At 64.0% G+C, this 25,937-nt stretch carries 20 protein-coding genes and 1 pseudogene; 6 read left to right on the top strand and 15 right to left on the bottom strand.

Annotated features, from left to right (window positions below; all coding sequences use genetic code 11):
• Nucleotides 1-28 precede the first annotated feature (28 nt).
• Entirely contained in the window at nt 29-523 is a 495-nt protein-coding gene (locus AC07M8_RS17870; RefSeq protein WP_495175582.1) for a hypothetical protein, read from the top strand.
• A 289-nt stretch (nt 524-812) separates the two neighbouring features.
• Here AC07M8_RS17870 and AC07M8_RS17865 read toward each other — a convergent pair.
• A pseudogene (locus AC07M8_RS17865) lies at nt 813-1,735 on the bottom strand (HEPN domain-containing protein).
• 343 nt (nt 1,736-2,078) lie between these two features.
• Entirely contained in the window at nt 2,079-2,735 is a 657-nt protein-coding gene (locus tag AC07M8_RS17860; protein ID WP_495175581.1) for a Crp/Fnr family transcriptional regulator, read from the bottom strand.
• A 1,836-nt stretch (nt 2,736-4,571) separates the two neighbouring features.
• Here AC07M8_RS17860 and AC07M8_RS17855 point away from each other — a divergent pair.
• The 3 genes from AC07M8_RS17855 to AC07M8_RS17845 all read left to right on the top strand — a co-directional run bounded on the left by AC07M8_RS17855 (nt 4,572) and on the right by AC07M8_RS17845 (nt 8,487).
• On the top strand, nt 4,572-5,696 hold the full coding sequence (locus tag AC07M8_RS17855) for a serine hydrolase domain-containing protein (protein WP_495175580.1): 1,125 nt from the start codon (nt 4,572-4,574) through the stop codon (nt 5,694-5,696).
• Between the two features lie 184 nt (nt 5,697-5,880).
• A complete protein-coding gene (locus AC07M8_RS17850; RefSeq protein WP_495175579.1) occupies nt 5,881-6,963 on the top strand; it encodes a helix-turn-helix transcriptional regulator in 1,083 nt (360 codons plus the stop codon).
• Nucleotides 6,964-7,008: 45 nt separating this feature from the next.
• Nucleotides 7,009-8,487 carry a S41 family peptidase gene (locus AC07M8_RS17845; RefSeq protein ID WP_495175578.1) on the top strand — a complete coding sequence of 493 codons (1,479 nt, stop codon included), beginning with the start codon at nt 7,009-7,011 and terminating at the stop codon, nt 8,485-8,487.
• A gap of 84 nt (nt 8,488-8,571) precedes the next feature.
• Here the strand turns inward: AC07M8_RS17845 and AC07M8_RS17840 are convergent, their stop codons facing one another.
• Complete coding sequence (locus AC07M8_RS17840) at nt 8,572-9,597, bottom strand: D-cysteine desulfhydrase family protein (protein ID WP_495175577.1); 1,026 nt, start codon at nt 9,595-9,597, stop codon at nt 8,572-8,574.
• A gap of 209 nt (nt 9,598-9,806) precedes the next feature.
• The gene (locus tag AC07M8_RS17835; RefSeq protein ID WP_495175607.1) at nt 9,807-10,382 is read right to left on the bottom strand and encodes a TetR/AcrR family transcriptional regulator; all 576 of its coding nucleotides are present in this window, start codon (nt 10,380-10,382) and stop codon (nt 9,807-9,809) included.
• A gap of 117 nt (nt 10,383-10,499) precedes the next feature.
• On the opposite strand from AC07M8_RS17835, the gene AC07M8_RS17830 reads away from it, so the two are divergent.
• The gene (locus AC07M8_RS17830) at nt 10,500-11,195 is read left to right on the top strand and encodes a glutathione S-transferase family protein (RefSeq protein WP_495175576.1); all 696 of its coding nucleotides are present in this window, start codon (nt 10,500-10,502) and stop codon (nt 11,193-11,195) included.
• A gap of 217 nt (nt 11,196-11,412) precedes the next feature.
• On the top strand, nt 11,413-11,694 hold the full coding sequence (locus AC07M8_RS17825) for a DUF427 domain-containing protein (RefSeq protein ID WP_495175575.1): 282 nt from the start codon (nt 11,413-11,415) through the stop codon (nt 11,692-11,694).
• Between the two features lie 286 nt (nt 11,695-11,980).
• Here the strand turns inward: AC07M8_RS17825 and AC07M8_RS17820 are convergent, their stop codons facing one another.
• From AC07M8_RS17820 to AC07M8_RS17770, 11 genes are all read right to left on the bottom strand, one after another.
• Nucleotides 11,981-12,769 carry a sulfite exporter TauE/SafE family protein gene (locus AC07M8_RS17820; RefSeq protein ID WP_495175574.1) on the bottom strand — a complete coding sequence of 263 codons (789 nt, stop codon included), beginning with the start codon at nt 12,767-12,769 and terminating at the stop codon, nt 11,981-11,983.
• Between the two features lie 470 nt (nt 12,770-13,239).
• Nucleotides 13,240-14,205, bottom strand: a complete 966-nt coding sequence (locus AC07M8_RS17815) for a formylglycine-generating enzyme family protein (protein WP_495175573.1) — start codon at nt 14,203-14,205, stop codon at nt 13,240-13,242.
• 55 nt (nt 14,206-14,260) lie between these two features.
• Nucleotides 14,261-15,010, bottom strand: coding sequence for a LamG-like jellyroll fold domain-containing protein (locus AC07M8_RS17810; RefSeq protein WP_495175572.1), 750 nt, complete (start codon nt 15,008-15,010; stop codon nt 14,261-14,263).
• Nucleotides 15,007-16,611 carry a sulfatase family protein gene (locus AC07M8_RS17805; protein WP_495175571.1) on the bottom strand — a complete coding sequence of 535 codons (1,605 nt, stop codon included), beginning with the start codon at nt 16,609-16,611 and terminating at the stop codon, nt 15,007-15,009. Before AC07M8_RS17805 ends, AC07M8_RS17810 begins: the two co-directional genes overlap by 4 nt.
• 136 nt (nt 16,612-16,747) lie before the next feature.
• A complete protein-coding gene (locus tag AC07M8_RS17800; RefSeq protein ID WP_495175570.1) occupies nt 16,748-19,477 on the bottom strand; it encodes an exo-rhamnogalacturonan lyase family protein in 2,730 nt (909 codons plus the stop codon).
• A gap of 15 nt (nt 19,478-19,492) precedes the next feature.
• Nucleotides 19,493-20,197: a DUF6250 domain-containing protein gene (locus AC07M8_RS17795; RefSeq protein WP_495175569.1), complete on the bottom strand. Its 705-nt coding sequence runs from the start codon at nt 20,195-20,197 to the stop codon at nt 19,493-19,495.
• Nucleotides 20,194-23,007: a TonB-dependent receptor gene (locus tag AC07M8_RS17790; RefSeq protein WP_495175568.1), complete on the bottom strand. Its 2,814-nt coding sequence runs from the start codon at nt 23,005-23,007 to the stop codon at nt 20,194-20,196. Before AC07M8_RS17790 ends, AC07M8_RS17795 begins: the two co-directional genes overlap by 4 nt.
• Nucleotides 23,008-23,700: 693 nt before the next feature.
• Nucleotides 23,701-24,933: a diaminopimelate decarboxylase gene (lysA, locus tag AC07M8_RS17785; RefSeq protein ID WP_495175567.1), complete on the bottom strand. Its 1,233-nt coding sequence runs from the start codon at nt 24,931-24,933 to the stop codon at nt 23,701-23,703.
• Nucleotides 24,934-24,952: 19 nt separating this feature from the next.
• On the bottom strand, nt 24,953-25,216 hold the full coding sequence (locus AC07M8_RS17780; RefSeq protein WP_495175566.1) for a hypothetical protein: 264 nt from the start codon (nt 25,214-25,216) through the stop codon (nt 24,953-24,955).
• Nucleotides 25,213-25,704, bottom strand: coding sequence for an SAM-dependent methyltransferase (locus tag AC07M8_RS17775; protein ID WP_495175565.1), 492 nt, complete (start codon nt 25,702-25,704; stop codon nt 25,213-25,215). The genes AC07M8_RS17780 and AC07M8_RS17775 overlap by 4 nt, the downstream gene beginning before the upstream one ends.
• A partial coding sequence (locus AC07M8_RS17770) for a hypothetical protein (protein ID WP_495175564.1) occupies nt 25,701-25,937 on the bottom strand: 237 nt, incomplete at its 5' end. The genes AC07M8_RS17775 and AC07M8_RS17770, both read right to left, overlap by 4 nt.

The raw sequence follows: 25,937 nt of genomic DNA, 5'->3' as shown, positions 1-25,937 counted from the left end.
GGGGGAAGGAAATCAAGGAACAGCACCGATGAACATCGAAACCCGGCTGATGCGCGCCCATGTCGAAGCCGTAACCGAGCTCCTGCTCGGCCGCACCCGGATGAAGCCAGGCATGGTGATCACCGGCGGTGATCTGCTTACTCCCGACGGGCAGCGCCAGATGATTGTTTCTGCCATGAGGACCGCGACCGATGTCGTCCACCTTGCCTATGCCACCACGCCGGCGGCAGTCAGGCTGGTCGGCACCGATCTTTACGCTCCGCGTAAACATCTTTGCCACGTCTACACCGGCTGTCGATTCTGGCTCGGCGCCCGCTCCAAACGTGCGGTTATCCTGCCCCGCGAGGAGCGCCGCGGTCACTTCAGGCTCGTACCCGGCGAGCTCATCCACTTGGATGGCAAGCCTGAAGGCTCGCTCAGCGAGGGCGTTGCCCGCGCTGACCAGCGGCTACTCGCGCTCCTGTTGGCAAAGCGGCCAGCGGACGTTCAAATACCAGTCACGGTGATCGATCGGGTGCGGTGATCAAAACGCCAGCGGCAGTCATGCGGTCGCTGGCGCTTTGGGTGCCAGCGGAGCCAGGTCACTCGGCAGCCGAGGACGCAGCTTATAAGCTGGCAGAAAAAATGGTCGAAGCCATGCCAGCTGCTTGGCCAACAAAGGCCGCCGATTGAAGCCTCGCCATGGGGCTGAACCTGGTCGCCGCACCGGGTACAAACCCGGGAGACCGACGTTTGCGCAAGGGTTCAAATCCTGGAGCGTGGCGGAACGGCTGACTGCATGATGCATAGGGGCGAGCAGGCGTCCTGCCACCTCAGCTCGCGGCGCTCTGCTCCAGCGCCGCTATGCGGTCATCGCAGACCAGCTGTACGACCTGCCGGAGCACCTCGACGCGCTCGCCGAGCCAAGCCAGCTCTTCATCGTTGATCTGAAAATGCTTTGAATATCGAGCCTTCACATAGGCCTCCTTCAGCTTCTCGAAGCGGGCACGGCCAGCCCGGCTCTGCCCCGGCCAGGCGTCGATCAACCGCGCGTCGATGCGCTCAGCCTGCGTCCGCAGAAATCCAAGATTATGTACATGTGGAGTATAGAAGGTGCAGACCAGCAACAGGCAGTGGTAAAATCGTTCAGCCGCTTGATGCATGATGAACGCTGCTTCTTTGGTCCGCTCCTTTTCCATGAGCCCACCCGCGGTTTCTAGAAACACGCTCGCACTGGGAAACCACTCGTTGAAATATTCTCGCGCCATTGCCAGCGCCTGCACCGGGGTCATCGGCGTCGGTTCGTGGAATTCGGTTCCGCCGGTCTGATAAAGCGCAATGCCTTCGTGAACGACGTCCATGAAGAAGTATCGCCCTTGCGACAGACCCTCGTTTACCTCCTGCAATTGTGAGCGATGAAATTCACCGGCGTGCGTAGCGTCTTGGTGATCGCGAATTCGCGGTTGAGACGGTCATCCGCGGCGACCCAGAACTCGATCCAGTCGGTAAGTTTTTCGTGATTGACGATGATCAGAAGGTCGAAATCCGAACGATAACCCTTGCCGGTATGTGGCTCGTCGATCCAGCCACCGCGCGCATAGCTGCCGTAAAGGATCACCTTGAGGATGCGGGCCTGCTTCTTCCAGTCCGAGGTCGCAATTGCTGTCGCATCCTCGAATTCCGCAAACAGGATCTGTAGCACACGCTCGAGATCGCGCCGTTTGGCTTGAGGCAGATGGTCGAGGTCGGTTCGCATGGCTGCGACGATCTTATCCGGGCTATCGCCCGTCGCACAACGCTGGATCGCCTGCACGGAAAATAGCACCTGCCGGCAGCCTTCCGTGGGCAGCGAAACCCACGACCCGTCATCCACGCCCGCCTATCGCAGACTTCACTCCGGCCGTTCGCTCGCTCCGGCGCGATGAGCGCGCCTAGATGTGTGCTCCCTTGCCCTCGAGGCTCCCTTACATGTAAACGACCACTGCTGCTTGGCGCAAAGACACCGACACCGACAGGCCGGCGGATGATGAACAGCCTTTCGGACGCTAGCCGTCTCTGCTGATCGATGCTCGCGGCAGCGGGCCATCGCAAGGTCCCAGTCAGAAAGGCCGCGGCCAGGTCAGCGGTTCTACCAGGTACCGCGGGTCGAACCCCGCCAACGCTTCGACTGCTGGCGGATCGATGATCTTAAACAAGCCAGAGCGCAGCTCAATCAACCTTTCGGCGCGCAGCTTTTGCAAAGTGCGGTTTAAATGCACCGCCGTCATCCCGATTGCCTGACCGAGATCATTCTGGGTGAATGGCAGTGGGAAACCATCTGCAGCTTTCATTCCAGCCCACTCCAGCCGGACCCTCAACTCGCAAACGAGATGCGCAAGCCGCTCGATCGCGGTTCGCCTGCCCAGACTTGCGATCCACGACCGCTGTATGGCCTGATCGATGACACCGTGTCGCCACAGCGCCAGACCGATGCCAGGAGAGCTGCAGATCAGTGCTCTTAGCTGAGCGCCCTCGATCTCAGCGATCTGAACGGCCGTGACGGCTATAACGTCATGGTCCATACAGCCGGGTGCAGCGACATTGATATTCGCAAAGTCTCCCGGGAGCAGGACAGCCAAAGTTTGCCGTCGTCCACCGGACATAGCCTTGCTGCGGATCGCCCAGCCATCCAGGATAAGGCCCAGATGGTCGGGGCGGCTCCCATCGCGCATGATCAAATCACCCCGAGGTACATCGCGCAGCTTCTGTGCAAGCATCTCAAGGCAAGCGTCGCCACGCTGGAATATGTGGCCGGCAGCCGCAAGCTTGCTAGCGAGGTGGTGGGGCATTTAATGATCTACACTTGTAGGGGCGCAGGGCACTCGTTGTACCATGCTGCGGGTGTGGGCAACCGCAGCAGCCATGATCAACGACCAGCCGTGAGATTTCCCCGTGGCACTGCTCCAGATAGCATGGACAGCTCAAGGCTCAGTGGACAGGCCCAACACGCAGAGACGGGGAGATGAAGGCGCCGGAACGGCTTTCAACATTCCCTCTAACTAAAACGCTCGGGCAAGGTCGGCGAAGGCCTGGCAGTTCACAACTTCGAACCTTATCCGGTTACTGGCGGCCCCTTTCGGTTCCCCACCTGCTGCCATCCATTCATGTTCGCAGCGTGGAGGTGCTGGCGTCGGCCCTGCTCCTGCCTGCTTCCCAAAAATGATGGTGAAACGGGAATGTCCGGTTGTGGTGGACTGCGGACGGTCCGCTTTCGGTAAGGCACACCATGATAGCAGACATTAGACGGCTGCCGCCTTTTCGAAAAAAAGATCGGATTTCGGAAGTTTTTGGACCTGATAGAGCGGTCTGACCGCTTGCGATTTGGCGCCGGCCGTTAGTAGCGATTCGATGCCGTAAAGCTCGCGCCTATGCGTGGATGGTGACGATCAAACCGGAAGCTAGTAGCAAGGCAGCTACGGGCAGTGCGATCGGAAAGGTGGCGGCCACTACAGGCGATAGCGGGCAGTCGGCCTTCTGCAATGACTTGACGACTTAGCGCCATAGTGTTTCCTCATCCAGCATCAAGAATATCGAACGCACCACGTTTGTCATGGACCTATTTACCATCTGATCATACCGGCTTGGTCCTGCGATAAAGCTCAAGCCTTTAAAGTCCGTCTTAACCCTACCTCGCTTAAGTTTGCCCCGTCCAATGGCTGTGTAGCTTGTATGAAGAATGTAACCGCGTTCTTCGTTCTTAATGATAACCTTTACGGCGGATGTTTCTCTGCACGTTGCGTCCCCTAGGCCGACCAAAATATAGGGGTGCCCGTCCGCAGATGTCATCTGGTGTTTCGATGCAGCTCGGAATACCTGGCTCAGCCGATAAGCATACCTAAGCGGCAGCTCGTCATTCTGGCGGACGCTTGATCTAGGGCGATCCTCATCAGTGACGAAGATGCAAATGTGCTCATCACCAATGGCCGTTTGGGTTGAGTTAGATAAAGACGTATTTTGCAGTGCAACAAGCTGCGTTGCAAGCAGCACAAACCCAATCAGCATATACCTACAACCCCAGTGTTAACGACAGACCTAGACCACCTTTGAAGCAATACGGTCAAAGCTTTAGTAACTCCGGACGACGTTTCTGAAAAGGAACTCATAGCGGGACAGTTGCCAGGACGATCGTGCCGAGAGCCGTCCGGGGCACCTGCTTTCCGAAACCTGTTCCTCATTGCTCTTCCCCGAGATGCCTGTGGGACACGCAGTAATCGGAAAGATCGCACTTAAGGGATGGCCGTTATAGGGTAGCCCCGGTCGCCTGCCTGAGTGTCCGGGTTTGGGCGTTAGCGGACGCTCAAGTCATTGGCGGCTGGGACCCATAACGGACGTCGCGATGACACCGCCGGTGCTCAGAAGCAGACATTTGTTCATCAGAACCCAGACATGCAGGTCGTGACAGCTTGGAAGCTGAGGGGGAGGAAGTACGCCGGATGAGCAGCCTCGCTCATCAGATCCGCACGAACGTCGATTGCAAATAGCACGACGCACCGTACTGTCTGCACAATACACCAAGCGATGAGTTGCGTAATGACGTTCTTGCGGATGCCCGAATGAACCCGACACGGAGAACGATCCTGATCGGCACCGCAGGCGCTGCCAGCGGTGCCGCCGTGCCGGCGCTGGCCAGGAGCCAAAAGCGTCCGCCGATGCAATTCCAGTCATGGATGGCGCTTGCTTCGGTGCCGGGGGCAAGCTGGGCCGTGCTCGACGACGGAGCGGAGCCCGTCAGCTCTGCAGAAGGATACGCCAAAGCCGGCGAGGTGAAGGCGATCCCGGACACGCTGTTCGAAGCCGCTTCCCTGTCAAAGCCGGTCCTAGCGGCTGCCATCCACGACCTTGTCCGCAACGGCCGCGTCGATCTCGACGAGCCGGTGGCCAAGCACATCGATTTCACGACGGATGCCGCCACCCGGACCACGACGCCCCGGCACCTGCTGTCGCATTCCAGTGGCCTGCCGAACTGGCGGACGGAGGCTGGCAGCGATCTGGTGAGCAGGTTCAAGCCCGGCTCCGACTTCCGCTATTCGGGAGAGGGCTACACCCTGCTTGCTCGCCTCGCCGAAGTGGTCACCGGGCAGACGGCGGCGGAGGTCGTCCGTTCCCGGGTGCTGACGCCCGCGGGCATGACGCGGAGCAGTTACGGTTGGTCGGCCGGCCAATCACCTACGGTGGCATGGGCGCATGATGCCGGCGGCGAGCTGATGGCGGACAAGGGACCCGCGAAGTTCCAGGCGCGCCGGGACACCGGCCCCCGGCGATCCGTCGAGGCATGGACCCAGGATGATCGCGTTGCGGCGGCAAAGGCGCTCGGCAAGCCGGCCCTGCCCGTCTTCATGATCCCGAACATGGCTGCGGGACTGTGGACGACCGCGGCCGACTATGCCCGCTTCGTCCGCTTCGCGCGGAGCTATCCGGCGATGAACACGCCGACCGTGACGGTCGAAGGCAGTCTGGCCTGGGGCCTGGGGTGGGGACTTGAACAGTCCGGCTCGGGCCGCTTCGCCTGGCACTGGGGCGCGAATGACGGCGTCGCCAACCTGGTCGTTCTTGACCTCGCCAACGGCGACGGACTGGTCGTGCTGACGAACGGAGCCGGGGGTCAGCGGGTCTACGAACGGGCCGCCCGCGTGCGGTTCGGACGCGAGTTCGACGCGTTGACGTGGTTGCAACCGTGACGTTTGACAAAACGCTGTCGTAGTGTGTCGCTCAGACCCAGAGTCAGACATTCCTTCTGCTTGTTCCACTGCCCAACTTCGGCCGTTCGTTCAGACCCTTGCCGCATGGAGCGCCGCGGACGGGGACCATCGCCGTTGACCTCTGTCTGAGATCGAGGCTGATAGCCTTGTGAGCATCGGTCCCATGTCCGTCATCCTCGGTTTGTTCGAGGCGCAGATGCTGGTGCTGGCGTTTGCCATCATCGCTCGGCGAACCGGGGCGGCGCAGCGCTATCTTGCCGGATTGCTGATCGTGCTGTGCGGCATGCTGACGCCGTTCGCGATTGGCTACGCCGGCTTTTACGACCGATGGCCCTGGCTGTCCTTTGCGCCGTTCGCGGTTCCGCTAGCAATGGGGCCGCTGCTCTACGCGCACCTTAACGCGCTAATCGTCACCCGACCAATCTCGCGCTGGCACGCCGCACTACCGGCCGCGCAGTTCGGCTATCAGGCGGTGGCGTTTTGCCTGCCCCTCGACCTGCGTGGTGCGTTCGACCGCGTGGTGCAGCGGCCCTGGCTCGATCCGATCCTGACGATACTGCTGCTGGCGTCGATGATCGGCTATGCCGTCGCGGGCTATCGCTTGGTGCGGCGTCATCGCGCATGGCTGATCAGACGGCGTGGCGAGCTCGCAGCCGCCAACAGGGTGCGCGCGGTGCTGATCGCGTTTGCCGTCATCATGGTGGCGCGGACGGCATATGTCGTGACGGACGCGTTTGTGACGCCCTTGTCCTACTTCGACATGTTCGGCTTCTACGTCGTGCTCGCGATCATCGGCACCTATCTCGCGATCGAGGGCTGGCGGCAAGCCGACGCCCGCGCGCAGCCGATTATCGAGTCGGTCGAGCGCGATTGGCGTGCGGTCGCGACCGCGTGGTTCGACCAGGTGCGGGATCAGGAATGGTGGCGTGATCCGGAGCTCGACCTCGCGGGACTGGCACGCCAGCTCGGGACCAACACCGCCTATCTCTCGCGTGGGCTGAACGATGGGCTAGGCCTCGGCTTTGCTGATGCAATCAACGGCATGCGGCTCGATTATGCGGCCGCGCGTCTGCGTACGCCCGATAGCGGCGACATCCTGGCCATTGCGCTCGACGCCGGGTTCGGATCGAAGGCGACGTTCAACCGCGTGTTCAAGGACCGGTTCGGCATGACGCCGTCGGCCTATCGCCGCGTCTCAATCGATGAAAATGGCGCCGCACACCCGGTTTCGCAGCGCAGCGACTGACGATCGCGCGCACCGAAGCAGGCGTTCTTGCTTCGGAGATCTCCCATGCACGTTGATCGTCGCCATGTTCTGATGGGGGCGTCAGGCCTCGCCTTGTCGGCCCTCCTGCCCTCGCGCGTGCGAGCGTCCGGCACGATGATCCAGCCCGAGGTCATGCGGGGCGACATCGCGCTCCTGTATGACGCGTACACGTCGCTCCATCCCGGTCTCTACCGGTATCTCACACCAGCGGCGTTCTCGCGGGAGCGCGGCCGCCTTGATCGGTTCGCCGGCACACCGCGATCGCCGGGCGACTTCTACCTCGCTCTCTCCGCCTTCACCGCCAGCATCAGGTGCGGGCATAGCTTCCCCAATCCCGCGAACCAGTCGGCGGCGCTGACGGCTGCACTGTTCGACAAACCTGATCGGCTGCCGTTCGCGTTCACGTGGATCGACCGTCGCCTGATCGTCACCACCGATCTCGGCAGCGGACACGCGTTGACGCCGGGGACGGAGATCGTCGCGATCGACGGCGTGTGGGCGTCCGACATGCTCGAGCGCATGCTGCCCTATGCCCGGACCGATGGCGGCAACAACGGCCGCAAGGTCGCCGACCTCGGGATACCCGGAGACGAAGATCAACCGAGCTTCGATCTGCTACGCTCGTTGCTCTTTCCGGCCTCGACATCCGTCGCCCGGATCACGCTTCGATCCGACGGGCGCACGTCCACGCTCGCCTGCCGGCTGATGAGCGCCGCTGCCCGCGACGCCGCGTTGCGGAGGCCGGTCGCCGGCTCGCCCTATTGCTGGCGCTTCAACGTGCGCAGCACTGTCGGCGTCCTCACCATGCCGACATGGGCGGTCTTTCACGAGCGCTGGGACTGGCAAGGCTTCATCGACGAAAGCATCGACGCGGCGATCGACCGCAAGCTGTCCGGGCTCGTGGTCGATCTGCGCGACAACACCGGCGGTCTCGACTGTGGGACGGCGATCATCGCGCGGCTGATCACCACGCCGGTGGCGGCGACGAGCTACTCCCGCCACACCCGCTACCGGTCCGTGCCTGCTCGCCTTTCTCCTTATCTCAAGACATGGGACCAAAGCTTCCGCGATTGGGGATCGGCTGCTGTCGGACCGGATGCGGCAGGCTTCTACACGCTGACCGCCACCGCGGACGCGCATGGCGCAGCGCTGATCCGTCCCGCAAAGCGTCCGTTCACCGGCAATGTTGCCGTGCTCGTCGGCCCGAAAAACGCGTCGGCGACATTCGGCTTCGCCGCCCTAGTCAAGCAGCACCGGCTCGCGACGCTCGTCGGCGAGGAGACAGGCGGCAATCTGCGCGGCATCAACGGTGGTACCTTCTTCTTCGTGTCACTGCCAGGTTCCAGCATCGAAGTGGACCTTCCGCTGATCGCCTACTGGCCGAGCACACCGCAACCGGATGCAGGTGTGACGCCGGAAATCGTGGTCACGCCCGAACCGACTGATCTGTCCACCGGCGGAGACCGGCAGATGGCTCGAGCAATCGCCATTGCCTCCACGTGACCCAATCGCGGCCGTTCAGCCCGTGCCTAGCCGATCCCCACACCGGCCGCTCGTTCATCTCGGGGGAGCGTGCCGCTACACTGTTTAATCCTCACCGAGCCGGAAGGCCGGCTCATAGGCGAACAGGCCCGGAACGCCGCCGGTGATAATGAACAGCACGGGCCCCTCGCCGCTCCATTCGCCGCGACGAGTGGCGGCGATCAGGCCTGCAAACGCCTTCCCGCCATATACCGGGTCGAGCAGCAGCCCTTCTGTCCGCGCGACCAGCCGCACGGCTTCGAACATAGCGTCGGTCGGCACGCCATAGCCCTCGCCAAGCTGACCGTCCCTGACAACGATCTCGCCGCTGCCGAAGGCGCTGCACGGATCGAGCAACGCCAGCGTCTCGGTCGCTAGCCGCGCAGTGGTCTCTCGCGCCGCTTCTACGGGAGCAAGGACTGTAAACGACTGCACCCGCGACGGCTCATCCCGGAGGGCCTTGAGCCCGGCGGCAAGCCCCGCGTGAGTGCCGGAGCTACCGTTCGGCACAACCATGCGGGCAAACCGCAACCCGGCCGCCTGCTCCTGCGCGATGATCTCCTGCGCGCAAGCCGCGTAGCCGAGACAGCCAAGCGGCGACGAACCGCCTGCGCCCACGACATAGGCACGGCGCCCGGATGCGGAGAGCTGCGCGGCGCGCTCGCGAGCGACCTCCAAGGGGTCGACCTTACCTGCCCTGCGATGGACGGTCGCGCCGAACAGGTCGTCCAGCAGCACGTTGCCATTGCGCCGATAAGCCTCGTCATCCCGCGCGACGGTGTCGGTTAGCACCAATTCGCAGGTCAGGCCCGCGCGAGCCGCGGCAGCCGCGCTCAGCCGTGCGTGATTTGACTGTCTGGCGCCCGTGGTGATGAAGGTGTCGCAGCCCTGTTCGAACGCCTCGCCAATCAGGAACTCGAGCTTCCGGAGCTTGTTGCCGCCCCCGCCGGTGCCCATCAAGTCGTCGCGCTTGACGTATATGGGCGGGCCATCGCTGCAACCCAGCGCCTTTTCGAGCCGCGGAAGGCGCTGGATGGGTGTGGGAGCTTCAATCAGCGGGAAGCGAGGTCTTTGTTCAAGGGGGATTGGCATCATTCCTCCAAACGCTTGGCAGATGGCTTCAGCATCTGTTCGCGAGCCTACTGCGCGTGCGGAGCATCGCGCAAAAAGTGCGTTGCCCGGTGATCATTCAGTGCCCGCACAGGCGTCAGCGTAGTCGTGAAGACGAGATGCACGCACCATTCCACATAGCGGCCGAGAACGACAGCTGCCGGCCTTGTCACGTAGCGCAGCACAACAAACTAGCTGGGGAGCGGCCCCGCCACGCGGTAGCTCTCGATCAGCGCATCGAAAATGGCAACGTCGGATCTGCTGCGCGCAATCATCTGCGCGCCGGCCACGGCCGCGTAGATTGCGCGGGCCCTGACCTCGACGCTTTCAGGAGATCCGATTGCTGCGGCGGCGAGCTGTTTGCTCAGCCACGCCACGTTGACGTCAGCGAAAGCCTGGACCTCCTTCAAAACCGGCTCGGGCAGCTCGTCATGCTCCGTCGCCATGAAGCTGCTGAGGCACAATCGGTTGTCGCGTTCCAGCGATGTCCGGAAGATGTTCGGGTACCGCCTTAACGCGTCCATGGCGTCCTTCGCGTCGGTTGAGATCGCCTCGAGATCGCGGGCGATATCCTCCCAGTAGCGACGCGCCACCGCCTCGCCGAGCAGGGCCTTATTGGCGAAATAGTAGTTGATGCTTGCCGCCTTGATGCCGACCGCCGCCGCAAGCTCGCGAAAGTTGATGCCGCCATAGCCGCGCGTCATAGCCGCCTCGCGCGCAGCCAGCAGGATCGCCTCCCGCGCATTCTCCTTCGTCGTAGCTGCCATCGTCTTACCTCCACCTACCATATGGCAGGCAGGGGTTGACGCGGCAAGTTCTAGGCTGCAGATAGCCACCTGTCATCTGGCAGGCAGGTGGCGCGACTGACGATAGCGAGATCTCCGATGGCCGATAAGCTGACGCTCTTCACCTCTCCCTCCGCCTTTCCCAACCCGCAGCGACTGCGCATCTTCATGCACGAGAAGGGCATCGCCGACCGGTTCGCGGAGACGGTGTACGATATGTCGCCCGTTGGCGAGCAGCGCGGGTGGCGGCACCTGAAGATGAACCCTTGGGGCGAAACGCCGACGCTGGTGCTGGAGGACGGGTCGTTCCTCAGCGAGACGTCCGCCATTGCGCGCTACCTCGACGACAGCTTCGAGGGCCGCAAGATCATGGGCGAGACGGCGCACGAGCGTGGCCTGGACCAGATGTGGGACAATCGGGTCTGGGTCCACATCCTCTACCCGATCGTCACCGCCTTCCACGTGCTGCACCAGGGGCTCGGTCCCAAGCTGGAGCTGACGCACAACCCCGCATGGGGCGAGCATTCGCGTAAGGTGGCGCTGGCGCATGCGGCGCTGGTCGACCGGCATCTCTCCGACGGACGGGCGTGGCTGCTCGGCGGGGACCAGCCAACCTTCTCGGACATTACATTGGCCACCGCGATCGCGTTTTCTAAGTACCCGGTCAACGCCACCCCGCTTGACGAACGCTTCGAGCATGTCGACGCGTTCTGGCGTCGGTGGCAAACGCGGCCGGCTTTCCTGGCCGCATATGCCGACGGGCAGAGCGGTGTCCCGGAGCTCGACCGCGCCTGAACCGCCGTATCACCGACTTACTATATTAGAATTGAGGAGCGGCGCAGGTCCCTAGCTGCACCGCTCACTCTTCTACCCCAAGACAAGCTCACGATGACTCACGCGACCACTCGAAGCGCCCTCGCCTTCCGGACGCGAACGCTGGTTCACCGCCTTGATGCGACTTGACGGCAGACAGCCGAGGTTCAACGTACCGCAATCGCAAGAGGAGCATGACATGGTCGAGGCGCGCTGGAATGGCTCATTGATCGCCAGGAGCGACGAAACCGTGATCGTTGAAGGCAACCACTATTTTCCTGCCGACAGCGTTGACGCCGCGGTTCTCCAGCCAAGCAGCACGACCACGATCTGCCCATGGAAGGGTACTGCGCACTATTACAGCTTGCATGTCGAGGGAGCCGACAACCCCGACGCGGCTTGGTATTATCCTGAACCCAAACAAGCGGCGGAAGAAATTCGCAGCCGCATAGCCTTTTGGAAGGGCGTAAAAGTGGGCTGACTGCGATGCCGGCTCACGATGACAAGCCGTTCCGACCCAATGTCAGCCATTCACGTCCCCTTCCCCGCTTCCCAACTTCAGACACTTGTTCACCTGTGCGCTATGAGTGCTGCGCGCATCTTATTGACGTCCTTCTGGATCACGCTGACCGGCATGGCAGCTTTAAGCTCGTGCGGCTGAGTTCCAGGCCGCGAAGGATTGGCTTGGGACGGGCGGTCATACGTCAGAAGCGGCCAAGGACGCTGACCATCTTGCATGGATCTGGGATTGGCCTGCCCTAGCGGGTTTATGATCCGCCGATGAGCTTGCCACCAACCACAAACAGCGTTCCGGCCAAGATCGGACGCAAAACCCGATCCGGCACCCGGCCGGCAACGAGACTGCCAGCAACGATGCCAGGGACCGATCCGATTAGCAGCGAGAAGAGCAGACCTAGGTCGATCGAGCCGAACAGCCAGTGCCCGAGTCCCGCGATCAGTGTTAACGGCACCGCATGGGCGATGTCAGATCCCACCAGCTGTTTAGTCGGCAGTGTCGGATACAGGATCAGCAGCACCGTCATTCCAAGTGCGCCCGCTCCCACCGACGTAAGCGAGACGAGCATGCCGAGGAACACACCAAGCGTGATCGTCATGGCGGCGATCTGTCGCTCTGGCCGCGCCGCCATACCCCGGCCGAAGTAACCGACGATCCTGTCGCGGAAGACGATCGCTGCCGCGGTTGCGATCAGCGCTGCACCCAGAATAAGGGTGATGAAGGGCTGAGGGCCATTCAGTCGTTTGGCAAAGTGATTCACAAGGACCAGCGTCGCGACAGTGGCGGGCATGCTGCCGATTGCGAGACGGCGGACTACCTTCCAGTCGACCGTCCCGCCGGCGCCGTGGACAGCGGTACCGACCGTCTTGGTCGCGGAGGCATAGAGCAAATCGGTTCCTACGGCGGTGGCCGCATGGAAGCCAAATGCAAGCACCAGCAGCGGCGTCATGAGCGAGCCGCCGCCGACCCCTGTCATGCCTACCAGCGCGCCAACCAGAAGGCCGGCGAGCGAGTAGAGTGGGTTCAGCGCAACGGTCATATCCGCGCCGCAAATATCGCCGGCGCGGCAGCAATCCAGCCGAGCACGGCCATCGAGGCGCAGCGCGTGTATGTCAGATAACGTCCTCCAAAGTCAGCCTGTGAAGTTGATCGAGGCCAGCGCCCTTTTCACCTAACCGCTGACGCTCGCGTGCTGGCAATTTCTATCTCTCGCCCTAGATCAACTCCTGCGCAAAGCTCGCCCTGCAGTGAGTGTCTAAGAGCTTAGGCAACATGAACCTCCGCGCGCACGCTAGGCCTATTAATTTGCGCCAGGAGGGGATCGGCGCCGACGTCCGGCTCCGCGATGATGTACCGGCTGGCAGCGTTGTCCAGGCGGCTGCCGTGTGACTCCAGCTTGGAAAGAGGAGCACGGCTGAGTTCCGTTCACTGGTCGGCGTTTGCCAGGTCACCGACCTATCCCGGTCCGTGCTCTCCTCCGGAACGGCACGTGCGGGGAAGCAGGCGCGATCAAAGCGGTGGCTGTGACACCGCGGCAAGCCGGTGTCGAAAGTTGCCTGCCGGGCCGGCAGACCTTCGAACGCAACGAAAGCCGATATGGCTGGTCGACGAGTCGATCAGTTGGGCTTGTCGCGCTGCAGGTCGATACCGCTGGCAGTAGTTAGGCGCACACAGATGGGAACCGCCCTTGATCACCTTGCGGCCGATCTGAGCGCCATCTTGGGGGCTGCTGGCGCTTCCGCGAAGCGTAGCGACTCGTGAATTCGGCCTGCCGCCGCAGCAGCTTCTGACCTGCTGCGTGGAGCGCATGGCGTAAGAGTCACTCGTCCACTCCCAGACGTTTCCGATCATGTCGGCCAGACCGAAACCATTGGGTGCATAGGCACCGACCGGCGAGGTCCGCTCCCAGCCGTCAAGCAACTGGTTGGCAAAGGGGAACAGCCCCTGCCAGTAATTCGCCTTCATCGCGCCGTCAGGCGCCAACTCGTCGCCCCAGGCATATTCGGTGTCCGCGCCGCCGCGCGCGGCAAATTCCCATTCGGCTTCGGTCGGCAGCGACTTGCCCGCCCAACTGGCATAGGCGTCGGCATCTGCCCAGGCGATGTGGACCACAGGGTGATCCTCCAGATCGGCAAGGTCGCTATCCGGGCCGAGTGGATGGCGCCAGTCGGCACCGATGATGAATTGCCACCAGCGGGAGGGATCGTCGAGCGGCACCGGAGTGGCCGTGCGGTGGAAGACGAGCGAACCCGGCAATGCGTCGGCCGGATCGAGCCCGGGATAATCGTCAGCATTCGGCGCGATCTCGGCCAGGGTGACATAGGCTGTCGCCGCGACGAAGGCGGCGAACTGGGCATTGGTGACCGGTCCGCGATCGATAGCGAATGCCGCCACTGTTGCCCGCCGCCGTGGCGCTTCGTCCGGGTAGAAGGCGTCCGACCCCATGATGAAGGTGCCGCCGGGCAGCGCGACCATGTCGGTTTCCCAGCATGGGGGTTGGTGCCCAGTTCGTCCGAGGTCAGCGTCCATGTTACCGGCTGGATCCTTGTGCCAGGTGCTCGCCCCACGGCAGCACGAAAGCCGATGGTGGCAGCGCGCGCGGGGTGAATACCGCCTGTCGCACGGCGCCGTGGAAATAATCCACCTGGTTCAGGCGCACGCCGACCGACGTTCGCCCGGGCCCCTGCGGGCGGAACGCAATGGCCGCCGCCGCCTGCACCTCGCCGTTGACGAACGAGCGATAGGTGGTGCCGTCATAGCTTTGCGCGACATGATACCAGCGGCCGAGCGGAAAGCGCTTGTCCGCCGCCATCAAAGGCCGGCGATAGCCCGGGCCGGTGGCGAAGGCATCCAGATACCAATGCTCATTGACGATCCGCAGCTCGAACATCATCCGCGTGTCCGATGTGCCGAGGGGAACAGGAGGCTGGCTCTCCGCTTCGAGGTGCAGCCAGCGTTGCGCGGCGGCGCCGCCATCGGGCCGGAACAAGGCTTCAATGGTGAAGGTGGCGGCGCCGGCCAGCGGGTGCTCGGGCAGGAACAGAGCGTCTCGCACGCCGTCAAACGCCACGGCCGGCCCCCAGGGGCTCGCCGCAAGCGCCGGTGCGCCCGTGAGGGTCACGGGCAGCGAACCGATCCTTGCCAGATTGTCGAATAGCCAGCTCTTGCCGATCGGCGATGCTGCGGCAGAAAGCCCGAACAGGCCGGCGCCGAGCAGCGTGCCGCGACCGATGACGGCGCGGCGGTCCATCACCGCCGCAGCGCAGGATCCGCCGGTCACGGGCGGGTAGGGTCCGGCGTTTCGCGATAGGCGTCGGTGGCGAGCGGCAGATAATCCCCGCTGCTTACCATCCACAGGTCGAGCTGCTGGCGCAACTCGGTCTCCACCCCCTTCAAGTCTGGCCGCCCTTCGAGGTTCTTCAGCTCATAGGGATCCGCCTGGATGTCGTAGAGCTCGAAGATCGGCCGCGGCCGCTTGAAGTAGAGCCGGTCCACCGCTTGCGGCAGCGCCTTGGCCTGGTGGGCAACAACCACCGCCTTCCACGCGCCGAGCGCGCGCGCCTCGTCGCTCGCCCAGCGACCGGGTTGCACCTCGGGCGTGCCGTGTTCCTGATCGGCCGGGTTGCGGACCAGGAAGCGGCCGCCCTGATCGACCGGCGAATAGGGCTGGTCCGGCTGAGCATTGTAGATCAGCTTGTAACGGGTACCGGTGATCGCCCGGCCGAAGTCGACGCCTTCCGAGACGGTAAGGCCGCCTGGGTGCCAGCCGCGCTCGGTGAACACATAGTGGCGCCCATTGTCCGATGCACCGCGCAACAGCGGCGCGAAACTGATGCCGGTCATCTTGGCGTCGGGCTTGAGCCCCGCGGCCTCCAGGAAGGTCTCGGCAAGATCAATGTTGCTGACCAGCGCGTCGTTGCGCGATCCGGGTTTGACCACCCCCGGCCAGCGCACGATCAGCGGCACGTGGTTGCCACGCTCGTACAGCGTACCCTTGCCGCGGTACATGGACTCGCCATTGTCGCCCATGAAGACGATGATGGTGTTCTTGTCCAAGCCGCGCGCCTTCACCGCGGCAAGCAACGCTCCGAACTGTCTGTCCATCGTCCGCACGTCGGCGAGCATGTCGGCATAGTCGCTCCGCACCGCCGGCAGGTCCGGCCAGTCAGGCGGGATCGTCAGCTTGGCGGGATCGATGTCCTGATGCGGGGTGACGAACGGGCGGTGCGGCGTGCTGAACCCGAAATAGAGGAAGAACGGCTTGTTCGCCGGCACCTTGTCCAGGGTCTCGCCGACCTGGCCGGCGAGCGTCGCCGCCGGCATCGTCTTGGTGCCGTAGATGTCCACATAGTCGAACCGGTCCTGCAGCCGGCTTTGCCCGGTCTCCGCGAGCAGCTTCTTGACGTGCGGCGGGTCGTCCTCGCGCCCGCCGAGATGATGGTTGCGGCCGTCGAGCCCGACCCAATAGCCCGAGGCACGGAGCAGATCGCTGAAAAAGGGAACGTCCCGCCGCGTCGGCTGGGCGAACCGGGTAATTCCCAGGTCGACCGGATTGCGCCCTGCGAAGATCGCCCCGCGCGACGGCGCGCATTGCGACGCCGACGAATAGGCGCGATCGAAGCACATCCCCTCGCGCGCGAACGCCTCGAAATTGGGGGTGATGCCGTAGGTCCTGGCAGTAGCGTTAGGGTGGCAACCGTCGTGCGGAACGCTGTTGTCGTCGGACAGGATCAGGATAATGTTTGGGCGCTGTGCCGCCGAGCGCGACGCGGGAGCCGGCGACGGCGACGGCGAAGGAACCTGCCGGGGCTGCGCGGCGCTCGCCAGCATCGTCGTCGATAGCGCCAGTGCGCACAGGCTTCGTTTGATCAGGCTACGCATCGATACCTCTCGTCGGCGATTGAGAATGGCGCGACAGCGGGAGCGGAAAAAGGATCCGGCTACTCACAATCGATCAGTCCGCGATGTTGCTCGGAACGCCCGCTGCCTCGAGAAGCGAAGGCTTGAGCAGCGACTTTCACAGCTGAGGCGCCCAAGCCTTGGCCAAGGCGAGGTTCTGGATCGCGGCCAGCCCCCATTGCGCGGCGCCGTTGGTGGACAACCCGGCGATCTCGGGAGTGGTCTCGCCCGTCGCTTGGGAGCGCACAGCGCGAGCGGCAAGGCCCAGCGTCAGTTCTCCGGCAAGGAACTCGTGCCATGCCCGCGCGCCAAGCTGCGGATCGCGCCGCCGCGCAGCGGCATAGGCGGTCAGTCTGCTGTGCGCCTGCGCCAGATTGTGCCCGCGCGGTGCTTCGCCGAAGCGTGCCTGCCACGCCGCCGCCGGCGCATTGTACCAGGCACAATAATCGAGCCACGCCTGCTCGTAAGCGGGCGCGTGGACCAGCGGCAGAAGCTCCGCCATGATCTCCACGATCCCGAACACCGCATTCAGGTGGCTGACACTGATCGCCTCGCCACCCGAGACGAAACGACCGCTCGCCAGCTCGTAATTGGCGCCCCCCGCCCACCATTGCCGCGGCAGCGCGGCGATGCTGTTCATCCCCGCGAGGATCCGGTCGCGCCAGCGAAAGTCACCGGTCCGCTCCCACTCGGTGAACCAGGCCGCCACCAACGCTCCCCAGCTGGTGCCGAAGCCGAGCTGGATCTGGCCCTTGGGCAGCCCGTGTTGGCCGACGATCCCGGCAGTGCCTCCAGGAGGCAGCGACTCCGGTGCCCGCGCCTCGACCTTGCGGCCGATGTCGACCGTGGCCAGCGTCGCGTCCGACCCGATCAACGCGTGCATCAGATCGCCGACCCGCTCGTCGCCCGTGAGATAATAATAGATCCGGCGGTAAGCGGCGTTGGAGACCCGGGGCTGCTTGGAACTGTCGCTCCAATGCTGCACTCCATGCCGGGTCCCGAGCCCTGCGTATGGGCCAAGGTGATAGACATCGACCTCACCGGTGTGGCGGGTCATCGCCTCCGCCATCCGGAACAGATCGGCGCGCCCCGATCGAAGGTAGCTGTACCACAGCCACAAGTCCGTGGAGAGCTCGGAATTATCCCAGGCATAGCCGCCGATGTCGTAGCGCCACTCGTGACGATCGGCGTCATAGGTGTGCATCACGTCGCCATGGTTCCAGAAACCGTACCAGCGGCGTCGCTCGATCTCGCCATGGTAGAGGTCGAGCAGCAGATCATTCTGATCCTCCACCCGGGTAGCGAACGCGGTCCCGCGGTCCGGCAGCGACCAATCGCCCAATACCCCGGCGCGATGGACCTGCTCAGGCGTCGCCAGCAGCCGCGGCGGTTGCGAGACGAGCCCAGCCATCGCCTCCAGCCGTGCCTCGTCGGGCGTCGCGGGAAGCGCCCACAGCCAGAGTTCGCTGGTGCGCGCGATCCCCCGAGCGGAATCCCAGCCGGGCTCGTAATCCTCATAGGTGACGTCGAGGCCCTGGTTCTGCTTGGCATAGTCGCTCATCCCGAGCGTATCGCGGTAGGAGCGCATATCCATTGCCGGCGCATCGGGCGCCCACAGCCAGGCGGTGACCGTCGCCGCTTCACCAGCGGCATCGGCGATGTCGAGTTGCGCAGGGTGGCGCTGCCAGAAATTGGCTAGGCCCATCGCCACCCCGCCGCCGGTACCGCCGACATAAGCCAGGCCTCTCGCCCGGCTTCCCTCCAGCGACTGGATGAGAGCGCGACCGCGCCGCGTCCGTTTGGTGATTCTGAAGCCGTCGGAATCGGGCTGGAACAGCCGGAAATCACCCCAGGCGGGAATGCGGTCAAGCAGCGGGCGCAAGGCCGGCGCCATCTGCTCGACAGGCGGCGTCGCCTGTCCCGCGACCTGTGCCTGACGGAACGCCTCGCCCGGATCGCGGCGCAGCCCGGTCAGCGGCCGCACCGCCTCTCCCCAGATGCCATGCTCTGTCGCGAAGCGGACATGTCGATCGTGCAACGGCGCAGACAGCGGAACGGACGCCTGCACCCCCAGTCCCGACAGAAAATCGTGATCGCTGTCACCATCCCAGACGAAGCTGTGGACGAGCCGCACCGCATCGCTGCCTGCGGTGAAATAGAGGCGGACGCTGAACGGCAGCCATTCGCGATGGGCATCGGTATGGACGCCGTCGATCTTGATCACCGCGCGCAATGGCCCGCGCTGCTCGACTGACACCTGGTCGATCCGGCTGACGAAGCTGGCGGTCGCTACCGTTTCCGCTTCCTCGCTGCTCGCCGCATCCTGGCGTCGGGCAACCAGCTGGAGGTTTTCCGCAATCGTGGATCCTGCCCGATCCACCGCCGACACCAGCGCCGTGCCGCGCCGCGGTACCCGCCACGTCGTCTCGCCAACGCGCACCGCCACCGCCGCGGGTTCATCGATGACCCGCAGCTGGGCCGTCGCCGGCACGCGCATGCCAGGGATGATCTCGATGCCGTCGCTACCCGCCGCCGCGCCGGCCGCCAGCGCGTGGCCGCTCCATTTGATTGACCCGTCGGGCCAGTAGGCGAGCGGCCAGCTCTGAACGGCGACCGGGGTGCCATCGGTACGGCGTCCGCCGAAGCGATGCGTGTTGGAAATCGTGCCGCGCGGCCAGGCCAGTCCGAAGGACTGCCCTTCGTCGCGCACGGGCGAAACTCCGTCGATCCACCGCGCGGCATTCACTACTCTGCTAGAGCGAAGCTGCCCCCTTGCATGGTATGGGACCAGCGTGGCGGCGCCCGCTAAGAGTGCGGTTTGCAGGACGTCCCGGCGGGATGCGGTCATCATCTGATCCTGTCTTCAGGCAAGCGTGTGGACGGCGAAATTGCGCACCCGCAGGTGGCTGGCTGTCGTCCGGAGGCCGAAGCGGCCTTGGGTGTAGGGGATGGGATCGTCGAACGCGAACAGCCCACGGCCGTCCCGGGCAAAGCCGATCGCGCGCCCGGCCGCCGTCAGCCGCAGGTGCTGCCAGCGATTTGCGACGAGCAGGTCGTCGGCCCCGCGTCGGTCGTTTTCCGGCAACAGCGGGCGGTCGCCGGCGTGCCCTACGTAGCGCCGGAACCGGGTAGTGGTGTTGGTGTTGCCGCCGAGGCCGACATAATAGGTCTCGAGCGTGTCATAGTCTTCGAACCTGCCTGAGCGCGGATGCGCGAGGACGTCACCGTCGGCCGTGGCCGGATCGCGCGCCATCCAAAAGCAGTTGACGTCGCTCACCCGGTCGAAGCGACCACCCCAGCTGACCGCCTGCACGTCATAGTCAATCGCGATCCGCCCGCTCAGCCGCGGCCGAAACCAGAGCGTCAGCCCGGCAGGCGCGACGATGTCTAGCACGCCGTTGGCCGCAACCACCTCACTCGGCTGCTCGGCTTCGACGACCCACTGCCCGAGGCCGTGACGAAAGTCATCGCGATGGAGCGGCGGTGCGGCCCGGGCCTGGACGCCCGTGGCCACCAGCGTCCCGGCCAAGCCGGCCAACAGCTCGCGGCGATGCAGGGTCTGGATCACAGCTTGGCCCGGATACCGAAGTACACCCGGCGCCCGTAGGCCTCGATCACGTTGCGGCGGTCGACACTCGCGGCATTCTCGATCCGGGTGGAATCGGTGAGGTTGACCCCCTCCAGGAACAGCGACCAGTGCCGATTGAGGATGTAGCTCGATGACGCGTCGAACTGGCCGAACGCTTCACCATAGGACGGGTTGTTGCCGCGGTCCTGCGCCGCGATCAGGAAGCCGCTCCGCCAATTATAGGAACCGCGCAAGGAGACGTGCCCGTCATCATAGAAGACCGAGGCATTGTAGCTGTTCTTTGACACGCCTGGGAACGGCAGCTTCGCGCCGGTGAAATAGTCGCGCCCTTCGTACCCGGCGTCATGGATATAGGTGTAGTTCAGGGTGGTGCCGAGGTTGTGCAACAGGCCCGGCAGGAAGCCAAAGGTGAACTGGCCGCCGGCCTCAACGCCCATGATCGTGACGTGCTGGGTACCGTTGACCGGCAGGCTGATCGTGTAGTCGATGCCGTTGTAGGTTTCCTGCTGGGTTTTGGTGTCGATGAACGAACGGATATCCTTGCGGAAGCCGGTCAAGGACACATAGTCGGTGCGGCTGAGGTAATATTCGGCACCGAGATCATATTGCCAGGCGCGATAGGGTTTGAGGTCGGGATTGCCGCGCGAACCGGTGAAAGCGACGGAATCGAGCTTGAGATTGGGCGCCTGCTGCGACGGCGCGGGGCGCGCTAGCACGTCGGTCGCGGTGGCGCGCACCACCAGCTTTTCCGGGATCACGCCGACCCGCAGATTGGCAGATGGCAACACGGTGGTGTAGCTGCCGACGAAGGTCACCGGCGAGATCACGCCGTTTAGGCTCTGGCTTCCTGAAGACACCGTCCGGGTATGCACCAGCCGCGCGCCGATCACCCCGGACAGCTCCACACCGACATCAGCGTGGAGCGCAGCCTGCACGTAACCTGCGAGATTCTCCTCCTTGACGCGGTAGGTGTCGAGCGGAGAGTTCGATCCGTAAGGATCGGGAACGCCGACGGCATCGGCAAAGTCGGTGCCAAGCCCCAGCCAGCGATCGATCCCGCCGCTGATGCCGAGATCGCCGGTCTTGAAAAAGCTGCCGTCGGTCGGATGGGCGTAATTGCCAGCGAGCGATTGGATCTGGCTGAGCAGCGCCGCCGGTGTCGTGGTGCTCACGATCTGCGTCCCAGTCACTCCGGATTGGGTGCGCGTCGTCTGTCCGGTTACGCCGTTGAGAGTGTAGACCGAATCCCAGAAGTCGCTGCTCGAGTAAAGATTACGGCGTTCGAGGCCGGCCTTTAGCGACGTCAGAATGCTGTCTGTCTCCGGCCGGTATTCAGCATCGAACTTGCCGCCGATCTCACGCTGGCGAAGCATGCGCGGTCGCGACTCTACCGACAGCTGGTTGATGCCCGCGGTGGAGGTAGTATCGAAGGGCAGGATGATATTGGGCGCGTGCTGGGCGTTGTCATAGTCGATCGTGATATAGGGCAGCGCCGCCTTGCCCGAGACCACAGCGGTGGCGTCGACCTCGTCATTGAACACGCGCGACTTGGCATAGGTGCCACGCGCCGAGAGCTTGACCGGCCCGACCTGCCACTCGGCGCCTCCGATGCCATTGATGGTGTAGCGCGAAACCGTGCCGAGGACGCTGCGGTAATTGACGCTCATGCCCGCGGGTGCCGCAAGGCCGTTGATGAAGGTGACCTTCTGCGCGGTCTCGTCGGCGATGGTCACACTGGCAGGATCGATGCCGCCGTTGGCCACCGCCTGCGTGGTGCTGAGCTGCAGATACTGGTCGTTCTGCTCCGTATTGCTCTTGGTGTAGGTGCCTTCCAAATACGCCCTGAAATCGGAGCTGGGCCGCCACTCGACGATGCTGTTGATGGCATAGCGCTTGGTCGGCTCGGTCGCGGTCAGATAGCGCGGGATGTCGGGATAGAAGTCGCCAAAGCCGCTGTTGTCATTGTCTACGCAGCGTGCCTGGTTGCGCCCGCTGAGGCAGTTCTGCGCGGCCGGCGTGGCGGGCTGTACCGTCTCCACCTGGCGCCACCCGGTGGTGCGCGCCTGGTCGTAGCGGACCGTACGATCTTCGTAAGTGCCGGACAGGAGGATGCCGAGCGTGTCATGCGCGAACAGCTTGCTGCCGATCAGCGCAAACTTCGGGTCCACCTTATCAGCGAGCTGATTGTAGATCCCCTGCGCCGAGCCGGCGAGATAACCTTCCTTGGTGTCGAACGGCCGTCGGGTGATCACCCGTACCGTTCCGCCGAGCCCACCTTCGGTCATGTCCGCGGTCGCTGATTTGACCACCTCGAGCCGCGACACGAATTCGGCTGGAAGGTCGCGAAAGTCGACCTGGCGGTTACTGCCATTGCCGTTAGAGCCTGCCGCCAGGCTGGTCGACAGCGCGGTCTGGCCGTTGATCTCCACGCGGTTGAGCGAGGCGTCCGCACCGCGGATGGTAATACTTGATCCCTCGCCGCCCGTGCGACTGAGCTGAACACCCGTCACCCGTTGCAATGCCTCGGCCACGTTTTTGTCCGGGAATTTGCCGACGTCCTCCGCCGAGATCGCATCGAGCACTTGGGTCGAATCGCGCTTGGCGGCCAGCGCATCGGCGAGACTGCGCCGAATACCTGTAATGACGATGTCGTCCGCTTTCCCGTCGTTCGCCTCCGCTTGCGGCTGCTCAGGCGATCCCTGCTGGGGCGAAGACGTAACCTGTTGAGCATAAGCGGATGTGCTCGTCAGCAGCAGCGCCGCGACCGCGGGCAAGCGAATTCGTGGCATGGATCCCCCTTATTTGTCAGACCATTGACCTAGAGGTCTAATTTCCCATCAAGTTGATAGGCAATAAAGAAAAACTAGGGATCACGTTGGGCGTTGAAGGCTCATCCCATGGAGAGACGGCCTACGATATTCGTCTGACGCCGCGTCTCGTGCACTCCTACCGCAGACTGAGGTATTGGATCAGCTTTGTTTTCGATTGCGGGCAAAGCCAGGTTGCTCAGGCCCTGCAACACGCGGCAAGGAGCACGCCGAGGGGCAGCCTTGATGCAGCGCAGTCGATCCATCGTCTACGGGTGCAATGTTCCTGCGACGCCCATCAGAAGCATGCCCTACGCCCTGTCGCAGACGCACCTGGGCACCAGCGGCACCGTCAGTCAGATGCTTGGAGTCGAATGATGCTGCAGCGGCGTCGACCCAGGAGTGGACGTTTGTGCCTGCCTTCCCGCTGACCAACCTCGGACATTTGTTCACCTAAGGCTTAGCCCGGCGGTGTCTGACGGGAGCCACTGCCTGCCTCGATCCGTCCCGCACCGGCCGGTCGGGCGTGGCTCGCTTGCTCGAACGCCTTAATGATCGTGAACGAGCAGATGCCTCCTTGACCCGCATCCCGAGCCGCTGCCGCTCTAATCCGGGAGGTCGGTTGCGCATTGCTGGCCGCATGAGGCACGGCTGAGCGAGACCCGATCTCGACGATCAAGCAGCATCAGCAAACGGCTCCAATCGTTCACCCACCACATCGTACCGAGCGCCATCAACCAGCACCTGCGGGATGACGGGGCGACAATTGTAGGTGGACGCCATCGATGCTCCATAGGCACCGGTGGTGTGGAACACCGCCAGATCGCCGCGGGCCACCCGATCGATTTCGCAGTCCAGCGCAAAGGTATCGCCCGTCTCGCAAACGGGTCCGGCGATATTGGCGATCATGCGCCGGCCGTCGGGCACCACCGCTTCGAACCGGTGGACGGCACCATACATGGCGGGCCGAGCCAAATCGTTCATCGCCGCATCGACGATCACATAGGGATGTCGAGCACCCGGCTTGACCCAGATCACCCGAGTGAGCAGCACGCCCGCGGCGCCAACGATCACCCGTCCGGGCTCAAAGGTGAGCGCAACGTTCCAGCCGCCCGTCACGCGCGCGACCATCGCCGCATAGTCGGCGAGCGAGGGCGTGATCTCGTCCGCGGCATAGGGAATGCCAAGGCCGCCGCCGAGATCAACGTGGCTGACGGCGTGGCCGCGGTTGCGTAACTGGGCAACGAGGTCGCCGATGCGGCGATACGCCTGCTCCAGTGGCCCGAGATCGTGCAGCTGACTGCCGATGTGGATCGCGACACCGCGCAGGTCGAGACCCTCGTGCCGGACAAGCCGATCATACATCGCCGCCGCATCGGCGATCGGCACGCCGAACTTGTTCTCACGCCCGCCGGTCGAGATCTTGGCGTGGGTACCGGCGTCGACGTCCGGGTTGATCCGCAGCACCGCCGGTGCGCGCAGCCCCCGTGCCGCTGCCAGCGCCGAAAGCACGGCGCCCTCCTCTTCCAGCTCGAGGTTGAACTGGCCAACACCCGCGTCTAGCGCCTGGATCATCTCGGCATCGGTCTTGCCCACTCCCGAAAACACGATGTCCTGCGGCCTCATCCCGGCGGCGAGGGCGCAACTCAGCTCGCCGCCGGACACGATGTCCGCGCCATAGCCGCGAGAGGCGATCAGGCGCAGCAGCGCGCAGTTGGGGTTTGCCTTGACGGCGAACGCCAGCCGGGCGCCGGCGATCCGCGCCAGCGCACCCGAAAAGGCATTGGCGGAGGCGCGCAACGCGGCCGCCGAATAGACGTGCACGGCGGTGCCCACCTCATCGGCGATGCGGGTTAGCGGGACGTCTTCGGCATGGAGGATGCCCTTGCGATGAACAAAGTAAGACATGATTTCCTGCAATCGGGGGTCAGGCGTCCGCCTCGTCGGCACGGCGGCGATGGCGATGGATGCGTTGGGCGTGGATCACTGTCGCGGTATTGACGTGACCACGGCGTTCGGCGCGCCAGGCAACGGCGACCCGCTTACCGTTGATCATCAGCGTCAGCCCGAACAGCACCAGCGGGAAGAGCAGGAGGATCAGCGGCGAGCCGTCCATCGTCATCGCTGCGGCACAGGCGCCCAGGCTCAGCACCGCGCCTGCCGCCCGCCATGTCAGGTCGCGCTTTTTCATGCGCCCTGGCCCGAGCATGCCGGATCGCAGATAACGAAAGCAGCCGCACGCGCCAGCGCGTCGTCGATGGCGGGCCGATGCGCGCCCGACCACAAGGCGATGTCCGCAGGGAAGTCGGCTTCGTCGCGCAGCGCGGTCTGCGCATCGGCTAGCTCGAACGCAACGCCGATTGCTGGATCGCTCAGCTTCAGCGCCGCTGCGCGGGCTTGGCCGATCAGCGCCGGCGACCCGTCGATGCCGCGTCCCTCGATGGCCGTGAAACCGAGTTCGCGCGCCCGCCTGCAGGCACGCAGCAGCAACGATCCCGCCCCACAATCGGCATCGACGATGCGTAACGCATGACGATGCCGCAGCCGGAGATTGACGAGTGCCTGGTTCAACGCCGGCCAGCGGGGATCGTGCAGCGCCCGCCTGCCGCCCGGCACCATGGTGGACGCTCCGCGTATCGATGCCGGCGTGGGTGGCCGGCGAACGGCGATGGTCTTCATCGTCCCGCTCCCTGCCCCACCCGCCTCGAAGCATGCTCATGCGCAGCGACCGGAGCGAAGGATACCAGCGGCGCGAGCGGTTCTGCCGCGATGATTACCGAGCCATGGTAGATCTGCCGCTCCGCGCGGGCGAAGCTCATCGCCGCGGCTCGTGACACGAACCGGCCTTCGAGGCACTTGTTGCTGTCCTGGACCAGCCAGTGTCCGGCGCAATCCTGTCCGACGTAGATGAT

This window comes from Sphingomonas sp. GW821-FHT09E03, from assembly GCF_059416225.1.
This window is presented reverse-complemented; position numbering and strand designations above follow the sequence as displayed.

What these genes read in the sequence shown, in the direction of transcription:
- AC07M8_RS17870 (WP_495175582.1), top strand. Translation starts at nt 29, where the DNA reads ATGAACATCGAAACCCGGCTGATGCGCGCCCATGTCGAAGCCGTAACC.
- AC07M8_RS17860 (WP_495175581.1), bottom strand. Translation starts at nt 2,735, where the DNA reads ATGCTTGCACAGAAGCTGCGCGATGTACCTCGGGGTGATTTGATCATG.
- AC07M8_RS17855 (WP_495175580.1), top strand. Translation starts at nt 4,572, where the DNA reads ATGAACCCGACACGGAGAACGATCCTGATCGGCACCGCAGGCGCTGCC.
- AC07M8_RS17850 (WP_495175579.1), top strand. Translation starts at nt 5,881, where the DNA reads ATGTCCGTCATCCTCGGTTTGTTCGAGGCGCAGATGCTGGTGCTGGCG.
- AC07M8_RS17845 (WP_495175578.1), top strand. Translation starts at nt 7,009, where the DNA reads ATGCACGTTGATCGTCGCCATGTTCTGATGGGGGCGTCAGGCCTCGCC.
- AC07M8_RS17840 (WP_495175577.1), bottom strand. Translation starts at nt 9,597, where the DNA reads ATGCCAATCCCCCTTGAACAAAGACCTCGCTTCCCGCTGATTGAAGCT.
- AC07M8_RS17835 (WP_495175607.1), bottom strand. Translation starts at nt 10,382, where the DNA reads ATGGCAGCTACGACGAAGGAGAATGCGCGGGAGGCGATCCTGCTGGCT.
- AC07M8_RS17830 (WP_495175576.1), top strand. Translation starts at nt 10,500, where the DNA reads ATGGCCGATAAGCTGACGCTCTTCACCTCTCCCTCCGCCTTTCCCAAC.
- AC07M8_RS17825 (WP_495175575.1), top strand. Translation starts at nt 11,413, where the DNA reads ATGGTCGAGGCGCGCTGGAATGGCTCATTGATCGCCAGGAGCGACGAA.
- AC07M8_RS17820 (WP_495175574.1), bottom strand. Translation starts at nt 12,769, where the DNA reads ATGACCGTTGCGCTGAACCCACTCTACTCGCTCGCCGGCCTTCTGGTT.
- AC07M8_RS17815 (WP_495175573.1), bottom strand. Translation starts at nt 14,205, where the DNA reads ATGGTCGCGCTGCCCGGCGGCACCTTCATCATGGGGTCGGACGCCTTC.
- AC07M8_RS17805 (WP_495175571.1), bottom strand. Translation starts at nt 16,611, where the DNA reads ATGCGTAGCCTGATCAAACGAAGCCTGTGCGCACTGGCGCTATCGACG.
- AC07M8_RS17800 (WP_495175570.1), bottom strand. Translation starts at nt 19,477, where the DNA reads ATGACCGCATCCCGCCGGGACGTCCTGCAAACCGCACTCTTAGCGGGC.
- AC07M8_RS17790 (WP_495175568.1), bottom strand. Translation starts at nt 23,007, where the DNA reads ATGCCACGAATTCGCTTGCCCGCGGTCGCGGCGCTGCTGCTGACGAGC.
- lysA (WP_495175567.1), bottom strand. Translation starts at nt 24,933, where the DNA reads ATGTCTTACTTTGTTCATCGCAAGGGCATCCTCCATGCCGAAGACGTC.
- AC07M8_RS17780 (WP_495175566.1), bottom strand. Translation starts at nt 25,216, where the DNA reads ATGAAAAAGCGCGACCTGACATGGCGGGCGGCAGGCGCGGTGCTGAGC.
- AC07M8_RS17775 (WP_495175565.1), bottom strand. Translation starts at nt 25,704, where the DNA reads ATGAAGACCATCGCCGTTCGCCGGCCACCCACGCCGGCATCGATACGC.